Source organism: Arcobacter sp. F2176, assembly GCF_004116465.1.
Classification (GTDB): Bacteria; Campylobacterota; Campylobacteria; order Campylobacterales; family Arcobacteraceae; genus Arcobacter; species Arcobacter siniprincipis.
In genome coordinates this window covers 138,172-150,159 of the sequence record NZ_PDJV01000009.1, presented here as the reverse complement: position 1 = coordinate 150,159, position 11,988 = coordinate 138,172, and the positions used below count along the sequence as shown (strand labels likewise).

Annotated in this window: 12 protein-coding genes; 4 read left to right on the top strand and 8 right to left on the bottom strand. The window is 29.2% G+C overall.

Going from position 1 to position 11,988, the window contains the following annotated elements:
- Both CRU95_RS10165 and trxA read right to left on the bottom strand, forming a co-directional pair.
- The coding region (locus tag CRU95_RS10165; protein WP_164969765.1) for an FAD-binding protein at window positions 1–121 on the bottom strand (121 nt) is incomplete at its 3' end.
- A gap of 196 nt (window positions 122–317) precedes the next feature.
- Window positions 318–635, bottom strand: coding sequence for a thioredoxin (gene trxA, locus CRU95_RS10160; protein ID WP_129101022.1), 318 nt, complete (start codon window positions 633–635; stop codon window positions 318–320).
- Window positions 636–773: 138 nt separating this feature from the next.
- Between trxA and alaS the strand changes: the two genes are divergently transcribed.
- From alaS to CRU95_RS10145, 3 genes are read left to right on the top strand one after another with little or no spacing between them, the layout of a single operon-like run.
- Window positions 774–3,326, top strand: coding sequence for an alanine--tRNA ligase (gene alaS / locus CRU95_RS10155; protein WP_129101021.1), 2,553 nt, complete (start codon window positions 774–776; stop codon window positions 3,324–3,326).
- 9 nt (window positions 3,327–3,335) lie between these two features.
- On the top strand, window positions 3,336–3,815 hold the full coding sequence (locus tag CRU95_RS10150) for a hypothetical protein (RefSeq protein ID WP_129101020.1): 480 nt from the start codon (window positions 3,336–3,338) through the stop codon (window positions 3,813–3,815).
- A gap of 57 nt (window positions 3,816–3,872) precedes the next feature.
- Window positions 3,873–4,373 carry a C40 family peptidase gene (locus tag CRU95_RS10145; protein WP_258238678.1) on the top strand — a complete coding sequence of 167 codons (501 nt, stop codon included), beginning with the start codon at window positions 3,873–3,875 and terminating at the stop codon, window positions 4,371–4,373.
- Here the strand turns inward: CRU95_RS10145 and CRU95_RS10140 are convergent.
- The 4 genes from CRU95_RS10140 to CRU95_RS10125 form a co-directional block, all read right to left on the bottom strand.
- Entirely contained in the window at window positions 4,370–5,299 is a 930-nt protein-coding gene (locus CRU95_RS10140) for an AEC family transporter (protein WP_129101019.1), read from the bottom strand. The two genes, CRU95_RS10145 and CRU95_RS10140, sit on opposite strands and share 4 nt — an antisense overlap.
- Before the next feature lie 72 nt (window positions 5,300–5,371).
- The gene (locus CRU95_RS10135; protein ID WP_129101018.1) at window positions 5,372–6,646 is read right to left on the bottom strand and encodes a tellurium resistance protein TerC; all 1,275 of its coding nucleotides are present in this window, start codon (window positions 6,644–6,646) and stop codon (window positions 5,372–5,374) included.
- Entirely contained in the window at window positions 6,636–7,529 is an 894-nt protein-coding gene (locus CRU95_RS10130; protein WP_129101017.1) for a DMT family transporter, read from the bottom strand. The genes CRU95_RS10135 and CRU95_RS10130 overlap by 11 nt, the downstream gene beginning before the upstream one ends.
- A 3-nt stretch (window positions 7,530–7,532) precedes the next feature.
- Complete coding sequence (locus tag CRU95_RS10125) at window positions 7,533–8,705, bottom strand: Bcr/CflA family multidrug efflux MFS transporter (protein WP_129101016.1); 1,173 nt, start codon at window positions 8,703–8,705, stop codon at window positions 7,533–7,535.
- Window positions 8,706–8,744: 39 nt separating this feature from the next.
- Here CRU95_RS10125 and maf point away from each other — a divergent pair, with 39 nt between their 5' ends.
- On the top strand, window positions 8,745–9,293 hold the full coding sequence (gene maf, locus CRU95_RS10120) for a septum formation inhibitor Maf (RefSeq protein WP_129101015.1): 549 nt from the start codon (window positions 8,745–8,747) through the stop codon (window positions 9,291–9,293).
- Window positions 9,294–9,314: 21 nt separating this feature from the next.
- Here maf and CRU95_RS10115 read toward each other — a convergent pair whose 3' ends face one another.
- Both CRU95_RS10115 and dxs read right to left on the bottom strand, forming a co-directional pair.
- Window positions 9,315–10,004 (bottom strand): hypothetical protein, encoded by a 690-nt coding sequence (locus CRU95_RS10115; protein ID WP_129101014.1) that lies wholly within the window; start codon window positions 10,002–10,004, stop codon window positions 9,315–9,317.
- A 173-nt stretch (window positions 10,005–10,177) separates the two neighbouring features.
- Complete coding sequence (dxs, locus tag CRU95_RS10110; protein WP_129101013.1) at window positions 10,178–11,980, bottom strand: 1-deoxy-D-xylulose-5-phosphate synthase; 1,803 nt, start codon at window positions 11,978–11,980, stop codon at window positions 10,178–10,180.
- Window positions 11,981–11,988: the final 8 nt, after the last annotated feature.

Here is an 11,988-nt window from a genome sequence, read left to right as displayed (position 1 = left end):
TGATTTGTCCTCCTGGCATACCCATCTCAAACATCGTTACATTTTTTAATCCACCTCTTGTTGAATACAAACCTGCTGTAAGTCCAGCTGGCCCTCCTCCGATTATCGCTAAATCTAACATCTTCTTTTTCCTTTTAGTTAATTCTTTAAAAGATAATTTTTATCCTTTAATAATATTTATCGTATTAAACACTAATATAGATTAAGTATGCAATTGATTTATTTTTTAGAATCTTTTTTTAAAGGAAATTTAATATTAGAAATAAAAAAAGGGCAAGAAAAAATCTCTTGCCCTTTTTAAAAGTATTTATTATTTATTATAATAAAGAGTTAATCTTATCAGAGAAAGCTTGTTTTGAAGCAGCACCAATCATTTGATCAACAACTTCTCCATCTTTCATGAAAATTACTGTAGGGATAGATCTAACACCATATTTAACAGCTAAATCTTGTTCTTCATCAGTATTTACTTTACAAATATTTGCTTTTCCTTCGAAATCACCAGCCAATTCGTCAATTACTGGAGCTAACATTCTACAAGGTCCACACCATGGTGCCCAAAAATCTACCATTGAGATTCCTTCTTTTACTGTTGCTTCAAAGTTATCTTGTGTCAATTCTATATATTTACCCATCAACGTTCCTTTATGTGTATTATTTCAAAAATTATACATACTTAAACTTTAAATAAACTTGTACTTTTTTGCATATAATCTTTAATAAATTATATTTTAGCTAGAATATTTGCTCTTAAATTATAATTGGAAATTTACATGGATATTAGAAAAGAGTATTTAGATTTTTTTAAAAACAAAGGACATGAAGTAATATCTTCTATGCCACTAGTCCCAGATGACCCAACGCTTCTTTTTACAAATGCAGGTATGGTTCAATTTAAAGACATATTTACAGGTGCTATTCCAGCTCCAAAAAACCCAACTGCAACATCATGTCAGTTGTGTATTAGAGCTGGTGGTAAACATAATGACTTAGAAAATGTAGGATATACAGCACGGCATCATACATTATTTGAAATGTTAGGTAACTTCTCATTTGGTGATTATTTTAAAGAAGATGCTATAACTTATGCTTGGGAATTTATTACAGTTAATCTAGCCTTACCTATTGATAAATTATGGGTAACTATACATGAAACTGATGATGAAGCTTTTAATATTTGGAAAAAACATATTGACCCTACAAGAATCAAAAGATTTGGAGATAAAGACAATTTCTGGGCTATGGGTGATACAGGTCCTTGTGGTCCTTGTAGTGAAATCTTTTATGACCAAGGTGTTGAAAACTTTGGAAGTGATGAAGACTATTTAGGTGGAGATGGTGATAGATTTTTAGAAATCTGGAACTTAGTATTTATGCAATATGAGCAAAAAAATGGTGTTAAAACTGCACTTCCTAAACCATCTATTGATACAGGAATGGGATTAGAGAGAGTTATTGCCATAAAAGAAGGGGTTTTAAATAATTTTGATTCGTCTAATTTTAAACCACTTGTAAATGAAGTAGCAAAATTAGCTAAGAAACAACCAACAAAAGAGACTATTGGTTCATATAGAGTAATTGCTGACCACTTAAGAGCTGTATCATTTATGCTTTCTCAAGGTATTTTATTTGGAAATGAGGGTCGTCCTTATGTGAATAGAAGAATTCTTAGAAGAGCTGTTAGACATGGTTATTTATTAGGACTTAGAGAAGCATTTATGTCAAAACTTGTAGATGTATTAATATCTATGATGGGTGAACACTATACAGACTTAAAAGAGCAAGCTTCATTTATAAAAGAGCAAATAATGCTTGAAGAAGAGAGATTTTTCAAAACTATTGCTTCAGGAATGACACTATTTAATGATGAATTGGTAAACACAAAAGAACTTTTCTCAGGGGAAGTTGCATTTAAACTATATGACACTTATGGATTCCCTTTAGACTTAACAGAAGATATGTTAAGAGAAAAAGGTTTAAAGGTAGATATTGAAACATTTGATAAACTTATGAATGAGCAAAAAGCTAAAGCTAAAGCTGCTTGGAAAGGTAGTGGAGATGAAGCTAGTGAGGGTGATTTTAAAGTATTACTTGAAAAATATGGAATAAATGAATTTGTTGGATATGAGAATACTTCATATAAAAGTACTATAGTTACTTTACTTGATGAAAAATTCAATGAAACTGATTCTTTAGAAAAAGGACAAACTGGTTGGATAATGCTTGATAAAACGCCATTTTATGCTACAAGTGGTGGACAAAGTGGTGATATTGGAGCTTTAGAAGATAAACAACATATTGCAATCATTGAAGAGACTTCAAAGTTTCATGGAATCAATTTATCTAAAATAAAAGTAGAAACTTCAAGTTTAAAAAAAGGTGAAGTTGTAAATGCAGTTGTAGTAAACAGATATGAAATTGCAAAACACCATAGTGCTACTCACCTTTTGCAAAGTGCCCTTAAAATGGTTTTAGGTGATACTGTTTCACAGGCTGGTTCATTAAATGATGCTTCAAGATTAAGATTTGACTTTACTTATCCAAAAGCTATGACAAATGAGCAAATAGAAGAAGTGCAAGATTTAGTTAACTCTATGATTACAAGAGGACTAAAAGGAAGTGTTGAAGAACTACCAATAGAAGAAGCTAAACAAAGAGGCGCTATTGCTATGTTTGGTGAAAAATATGGAGATATGGTTAGAGTTGTAAACTTTGACGATGTTTCTGTAGAGTTTTGTGGTGGAACACATGTGCGAAATGCCCTTGATATTGGAAGTTTTTATATTATAAAAGAATCAGGTGTAAGTGCAGGTGTGCGAAGAATAGAAGCTGTTTGTGGAGCTGCTGCTATTAAATATACTAATTCTATCATTTCTAAAATGAATGAGATAGAAAGTGAAATCAAAAACTCTGATGTAATTTCTGGTATTAAAAAACTAAAAGAACAAATAAAAACTTTAAAACAAGAAGTTACTGAAGCTCAAAGTGCCTCAACTACACCAATAGCTGAAGAGATGATTGGTGATACTAAAGTAATAGTAGACATTGTAAAAAATGGTGATATAAAAAAAATAGTTGATGATGCAAAAAATGGAAATGAGAAAGTAGCAATACTTTTAATCCAAGCAAAAGATGACAAAGTTATGCTTGTAGCTGGAAGTAAAAACACAAATATAAAAGCTGGTAATTGGATAAAAGAAATTGCTCCAATCGTAGGCGGAGGTGGAGGTGGTAGACCTGACTTCGCACAAGCTGGTGGAAAAGATGTATCAAAAGTAGATGAGGCAAAAGCAAAAGCACTAGCTTATGCAAAAGAAAATTTATAAGGCTTTAAAATGAAAGAGTTGTTTTTATCAATGCCAAATGTAATTATATTTTTACATGTAATTTCTGCTGTATTATGGGTAGGAGGAATGATAGCTATTAGATTTGCTATTCATTACTCTATGCAAAATATAGAAGAGCCTAAAATAAAATTAGCAAGAACCTTAGAAAACCTACAAAGATTTTTTAATCTAGTTATTCCTGCTATTTTAATATTATTACTTACTGCGATTATGATGATTTTAGGACTTGAATTAAAAGCAACTCCTTTATATAGCTTTGCAATGGCAAAAGAGATTATTTGGACTATTATGACTTTAATCTTTATTTATATTTATATAAAAAGAAACAAAGCTCAAAAGTATTTTGATAAGGGTGAATTAGCTCTTGCAAAAGCTACTTTAGAGCCAATAGCAAAAATATTTATACCTACAAATATCATATTGGGAGTTATTGCAATTTTTATAGGAGTTACACTAAGAGGATTTTAATCCTCTTTACTCTTTAGCTCTTTTTTGATATATTACATAATTCTTTTAGGATATATCATGAGAACTATAATCTTTTCAATTTTCTTATTATTTTTCATAACCGCTTGTTCTACAAAAAATCCTTATACTCCGACAAAACCCCTATCTACATACAAAAATACTATGACATATAATAATATAAATATTTCAGATGCTCTGCTTGCTCATTATAGACAATGGCAAGGAGTAGGATATAAATATGGTGGTCAAACTAGAAGTGGAATTGATTGTTCTTATTTAGTCTATGATGTATATAGAAAAGAACTTAGAAAAAATATTCCAAGAACTACATATTATCAGTCAATAAGTGGGAAAAGTGTCAATAAAAAAGATTTAAAAACTGGGGATTTAGTATTTTTTCTTACAAGTAAAAAAGGCTCTCGACATGTGGGAATATATCTAAGTCACGGTGATTTTATGCATGTATCAACATCAAATGGAGTTATGATATCTAGTTTATCAAATCCTTATTGGAAAGCTCACTATTGGAAAGCAAGAAGGATTTTAAATACTAATTAAAATCCTCCATACCAAAAGATATATAGCGGTATTGCTATAACAGAGACTACTGTGCTTAAAAACACAGCCAAGCTTGCCTTTTCTGGTTTAGCATTTAATAACACTGCTAGAGTTACTGTATTGCCAGCAAGTGGTACAATTGCAAAAAGAAATAAAACTTTATATAAATCTTCATTTAAAAACATAAAAAATGTTTTATCTAAATAGATAAATCCTACAATTGATAAAGGCCAAAAAATAAATTTCATAAAAAATGTTATAGAGATAAATTTCATATCGAAATTATCATCACTATTTTTTAAACCAATCAAACCCATACCAAGCATCATCATTCCTAAGATTCCATAAGCACCTTTGAATTGTGCAGTATAAGAGCTTATAGCTTGAGGTATTTCAAAACCAACTAAATTTAGTATTATTCCTAAAATAAAAGCATAAAGAATTGGTAACTTTGACATTTTCTTTAAAGCTTGAGCAACTGTAAAATTACCCTTTGCGGTTACATAAAAGCCTGTTGTACTTTCATACAATAAAGAAGTCAAAACTGTAAAAATATAAATATCTGCTAAAGAAGGAGGAAAAAATATAATTGCCAAGGGAATACCAAAATATCCAGTATTTCCAGTACCTGCTGAAAAAGCTAAGATATTTCCTGTGGGATCAGACCAAGAATTTTTAAATAAATATAGCGAGCCAAAAGCTAAAACTGAACAAAATATATATAAAAATATAGGTAAAAAAGCAACTGCAAAATTAATCTTTACACTCAAAGTTGCTGAAAAAACGACAATAGGACCTAAAATATATATTAGTAATGCAGCGATTGATTCTCTTTTTACATGAAGATATTTTGTAGATAAATATCCTAAAATAACATTGATATAAATAGGGAATACTTTTAGTAAAATTAGAAAAAATAGACTCATAGTTTCTTTACCTTCTTATTGTTAGTTTTATTTTAGTATATAAATTATGTATGAAATATGTATGATATTATCTTATAGTATAAACTTATCTAAAATATAAAGTGCTAATACGCAAACTATGTACATCTTTATTATAAATGGAAGATTTAATAAAAACACCTCTTTTGCTTCTACATTGTATCTTGATTGGATGGTCAAATTTAATCCACTAAAAGGTGAAGAAGAAACAGTAATTGCCCAAGCCATTAAAAAAGTAACTGCCAATAAAGTATGATTGAACTGAAGTAAAAAACTAGCAATAACAGCAATAGTAATAATAGGATGAATTCCTATAAAAGACAATAATATAAATCCCAATAAAGTAATAGAAGCTTCCATATAAGTAAACTGCGTAAATGGAACTGTTACATGGTATCCATTTAAAATCGTACTAACAGAAACTCCAAATAAACCAGCAACCAAAAATAGTGATATCTCCATCTTCATTTTAGGTAAATCACTTGTAATATGTTGTTTAAATAAAGAAAGTGTTTTTGTAAAATTTACTTTTATTAGTGAAATAAAAATAGTCAATAATAAAGAATAAATACTCACTAAAATAATAACTTTCAAGTTCTCTTCATAATATTTTGTAATCAAAATAAATATTACTAATAATACTGGGATATAAAGTGTTTCTAAAGAGATAGGATAACCTTGGAAACTGTCCATTTCGAACTTTTTACCAACTTCAAAATAAGTTACTATTAAAGATATAAGAGCAAGGATGATTCCACTAAAAAAGATTGTTGATTTATCAAAGTTTGGCAAATATGTTAAAGCAGCTGCAAAGGCTACGAAAAATGGTGACCAATAAGCATCCGAAGAGAAAGCTCTTGTAAGTACAACTAACTGCAATTTTGATAGTGGACCTTTTTTATACATTTTATCAGCTATTAAAATCAAAGAAGAAAGATTTATCACTGAACCAAAAAGATGCACGCCTAAATAGGTTTTAAAAAAAGAGCTTTTACCTGATTCAATTTTTGCTTTTTTTTCAAACTTTGGTGTGGCAATAAGTTTTAAAAAGGTAACTCCTATAAGTAAAGTAAGAAGGTATTGGTTTATACTCAAGGCTTTTATAAAGTTTATATCAAAGCCTTTTATATATGAAAATAAAAAGCACAATAAGCTCAAAATCAAAAGTGTAACTATAATTTTCTTTTTAGCCAATGTGATAAAAAGCAATAAAAAAGCTATCCAAGCAAAATAGCTTGCATAATTCAAAAGATTACTATCTAAGAAGTATGCAATATTTGTAAATAAAAAAGATAAAAATATCAATATTCCTGAAATACTATTTAGCAACTTCCACCCTTTTTAGAAATATTGATAAATAAATACCCGTAGCAATAAAAGTAATTCCTACAATATGATAAGGATGCAAAGACTCATTTAAAAATATGTATGCCAAGATGAAACCAAAGACTGGCATCAAGTGAATAAATTGACCAGCTTTTGTAGCTCCAACTTCATATGTCGCACTGTTCCAAAAATAAAATGACAATATAGAAGGAAAGATTGATACATACATTAAAGTAAATAATAATTTTTCATCATGCAAAAATCCATACTCAAATTTAAAACTAAATATTACACAAACTAAAAACAGTATCACAACCCCAATAAAAGTAATAATAGATAAAAACTCCAAAGGCTTTATATCTTTTGGTTTAAACTTCAAATATATAGAATATATAGCCCAAGTAATGCAAGCTAAGATAATCCATAAATCATATCTTGTAAACTCTAATTTCATTAAGGCTTCATATTCACCTTTTAATAATAAATATACAACTCCTATAGTCGATAGAAGTATTCCAAAACCTTGTATTTTTGTTATTTTTGTATTTATTAGTATTGAAGATAAGATAATAATAAAAATTGGAATTGAAGAGTTTATTAATAAAGTATTCGTAGCAGTTAAATGCTGCACTCCCAAATAAATAAAAGTATTATAAGCACTAATACCCAAAGTTCCACAAAGTAAATATAATAGTGGATTTTTTCTGAATATAGCTATTAATCTTTTGCTATTTTTAATAGTATAAGGTGAAAGTATCAACACCACAAAAAACCATCTGAAAAATGATAACTCCATGGGTGAAATATCTGTAGAAACATATCTACCTACAACAACATTTCCTGACCAAAATAAAACTGCCAAAACCAAATAAATATAATATTTCATAAATCACACTTTAAATTTTTTTATATATAGTAGTATCAAAAATGATAAAGTAGAAGTAGTAGCCATCAAAATAAATATTGGACTTAAGGTATCATCATGAAAATAACTTGCTAAAAATCCAACAAATGAGGCAATAATAAAACCAATCACTCCATATAAAGAGTTTGTTGTAGCACTTATATCCCCAAAGTCTTCAAGAACCAAAGCAATAGCATTTGCAAAAATAAATCCTAAAGCACCTACATATATCATAATGAAAAACGCAACGCTTATTATGGTATTATGTTCATTAAAAGCATATAAACCTATGGCACTTAATAACTGTAAAGATACTCCAAAACGAAGTAAGCTAAAAGTTGCATATTTTTTTAAGTAGTGCATATTTAATCTACTAAAAATAATCAAAGTAAATACATTTAATCCAAATAAAAGTGTAAAATATTTTGCATCAACTCCAAAATAATCCATATAAATAAATGATGACTTAGTAATATATACGAACATTCCAGAAAAACCAAATCCACCAGCTAAAATAAGAAGTATCGCTTTTTTATTTAAAAAAATTCGTGCATAGTTTTTAAAGATATTTTTATTTTTTGTTTTAGGCGAAGTTTCTGGTAATTTTGTTATAAAATAAATTATACAAACTGTATAAATAGCTAAAAATATAAAAATATATTTCCACGAATAAAAACTCAAAATTGTAGTTCCTATAATAGGAGCAACCATAGGTGCCACCATCATAATCATAGAGATGATAGAAAATACCCTTGCTGATTCTTTTCCATGGTAAATATCTCTAATAATAGCATTTGTATTTACAACAGCAAACCCACCACCAATAGCTTGAAAAAATCTAAAAGCCCAAAGTTCATGGATAGATGAAGCTTGTGAAATCAATAAAGAAAAAGTAATATAAATACATAAACCTGTAAATATAAAAATCTTTCTTCCATATCTATCTGATAAAGGACCACCAATCAGTTGTCCAAGAGAAAAACCTAAGAGATAAATACTTAAAGTAATTTCAACTTCATCAATAGAAGTATAAAAATAGTTTGCGATATTTTTAAAAGCTGGAAGATATACATCAATAGCAAGAGGGGTAATTGAACCCAACATTGCAAGTATAAAAACGAAACCTTTTGGTAAGTTATATTTAGTATTTTGTTTCATTTGCGTAAAATATCATAATTGAATTAAAAAGGAAGTTTATTGATAAGATTAGGTTCAAAATCACCTACAAGAGCTAAGATTCTAAAAGCTCATAATATAGAGTTCATCCAAAGTGGAGGAGAGTTTGATGAAGACACAATCACAACCCAAAATCCAAAAAGTTTCGCCTACCAAGCAACCTTAGGAAAGTTTGATGAACTATACAAAAAATATGGAGTAGAAGAGTACCCTCTCTTAGTATCAGATTCAGTAGTAACAACAAATGACTTATTACTTCGGAAAGCAAAAGATAAAAACGACGCCAAAAGAATGCTAGAACTACAAAGCGGAAACCAAACCTCAGTAATAAGCTGTATGAAATACAAAAGCAAAACCCTAGAACTAATAGACATATCCATCACAACCTACATCTTCGAAAAATTCGATGAAAAAGATATGCAAAACTACCTAGACTCAAATGAATGGATGGGAAAAGCAGGAGCCATCATGGTAGAAGGATTTTGTAAACCATATATTAAAGAAGTGATAGGATATGAAAGTACTGCGATGGGACTTTGTGTGGAGAAATTGAAGGTGTTTTTGGAGTAATGATTATCTAAAATAAATCAATTATTTTGAATAATTTGTTATCCAATGTTTAATAAAGTCCAAATCTTCTGGCTCAGATAAGCGTATCTCTTTAATTACTTGCTCTCCTGTATTATATAATTTTAATACCAGAATATTATCTGATTTTTTTTCACAACTACTAATATCTTTATAATATATTGTATTATCATAAAGAATCAATCTATCATTATATACAGTGACATAAATGGAAACATATGGTGCTATAAATATCCAAAGGAATAGAAGAATAAACGGTATAATTATAAATAAACTAAAATGAATATGTAAAGCAAAATAAAAAGTTAATAATACACCTATAAATATATATATTCCACCTATTCCTGTTGCAAGTGGATAGTTATTCTCAAATTCTACTTTATCAATATCTCTTTCTTTAGAACTTATAATTATTTTATCAACATGATTTATATTTATATTTTTTACTTTTTTAATTAAAAATGATATATCTTCACTATTATCTAATATATCAATTATTTTTTCTTTTGTCAAAGCTGATTTAGTTAAAATATCTTTTTCCAAAATTAATTTTAAATGTCTTATGTCTTCTTCTGATGAGGTATAATCTTTTAATGATTTTTTTGCAAGTTCATAAGAGTTTGAAACACCTATTTTCATTAAATCATAAATAATTCCACCTAATAAAGTTGTTGTCAAAAATTCTGTAACCATTTAATACCTTATAATTATAAAGATATTTTATCACAAGAATTCATAAAAACCCAAAACTTCATATTTTTCACGAAATCAAGGCGAAGGAGTTTTTTTGTGAAGGAGCTTACACCTAGTAAGTAACTGAGTAAAAAAACTCATTCAACGCAGAGTCCGTGAAAAAGATGGAGTTTTTATTTTACTTTATCAGCTAGTTGTTGTGGTAATAATCCTAACGACTCCTCCACCACTTTCGTATCCCCATGCACTATAAAATCATCTTCATACTCAAAACTTGTCAAGTTTACACAAACTTTCTCTTCATTTAAAAATTCTAAAATGGCACTTCCCACTCCACCTTGTTTTTGAGAGTCTGAGAAAACATACCAGTCATCATATTTTTTAGCTAACTCTTTTAAAGTATCTTTATCTAGTGGTTTTACAAATCTTAAATCTAAGATTGCAATATCTTCACTATGAAGTTTCTCTGTTTCACAGGCTCTTCCAACACCTGCTCCGTAAGCTATGAAAAGTTTATTTGAAGTTCCTTCTTTTAGAAGTTCTGCCTTACCTAATTCAAAAGGTGAAGCTTCTGCACATACTTCTTTAAAGGCACCTCGTGGATATCTAATAGCACATGGACTATTTAAAGTATATGCAAATTCAAGACCTAACTTTAATGTTTCATTACATCTAGGAGCAAATAAAACTATATTTGGAATAAATCTTAAAAATGATATATCAAAAGTACCTTGATGTGTCTCTCCATCATTTCCAACTATTCCTGCTCTATCTATTGCAAATACAACTGGCATACTTAACAAACATACATCATGAATGATTTGGTCAAATCCTCTTTGTAAAAAGGTAGAATAAATAGTAATAAAAGGTTTAAATCCCTCTTTTGCCATAGCAGCCATTGAAGTAATAGCATGTTGTTCTGCAATTGCTACATCCCAAAATCTTTCAGGAAACTTATCCATAAGTTTATCTATACCAGTTCCACTTGGCATAGCAGCTGTTACTCCAACTACATTTTCATGTTTTGTTGCTAGTTCAAGTAAAGCATCTGCAAAAACTGCAGTTGCTGATTTTGGAGCTTCTTTTTTTACAAATGCCCCATCTTCCACATTAAAAGGTCCAACTCCATGCCAACATTCATGTTGACCTTCAGCTATTTTATAACCTTTTCCTTTTACTGTATGAGCATGAACAATAACTGGTTTTTTCATAGCTTTTGCTATTTCTAAAGTCTCAAGTACTTCTTTGATATCATGTCCATCAATAGGTCCAATATAATCAACACCCATCTCTTCAAATAAAATTCCAGGAGTGATTAATTTCATAGCTTCTTCCATTCTTTTAGCTATATAAGTTGTACCTTCTGGCATATTATTTTTTATAAACTTATCAACTTTTGTTTTGAAACCTTGATAATATTTTCCAGCTAATAACTTAGATAAATACTTAGAAATAGCACCTATTGGTTTTGCTATTGACATCTCATTATCATTTAAAATGATTACCATAGGAAGTTTTAAATCACCAATTTCATTTAGTGCCTCATAAACCATCCCAGCAGTCATAGAACCATCACCAATCATAACAACTGGTACTCTATCTTCTTTTTTTAGTTTGATAGCTTTTGCTGCACCTACTGCTAGGGAAAGAGAAGTAGAGCTATGCCCTGCTACAAAATAATCAGCATCACTCTCTTTTGGTTTTGTAAAACCACTAAGGCCATTAAATTGTCTAATAGTTTCAAACTCTTCCCATCTACCAGTTATAAGTTTATGGGGATAACATTGATGAGATACATCAAATATAAAGGGATCTTTATTTGAATCAAAAACATAATGCATACCAACAGTGAGTTCAACTGCACCAAGAGTTGAAGAAAAATGTCCACCTTTTCTCGATACAACATCTATTATTCTATCTCTGATTTTTTGACTTACTTCTTCTAATTCTTTTGGCGATTTGTTTTTTATTTTCATATCTCTTC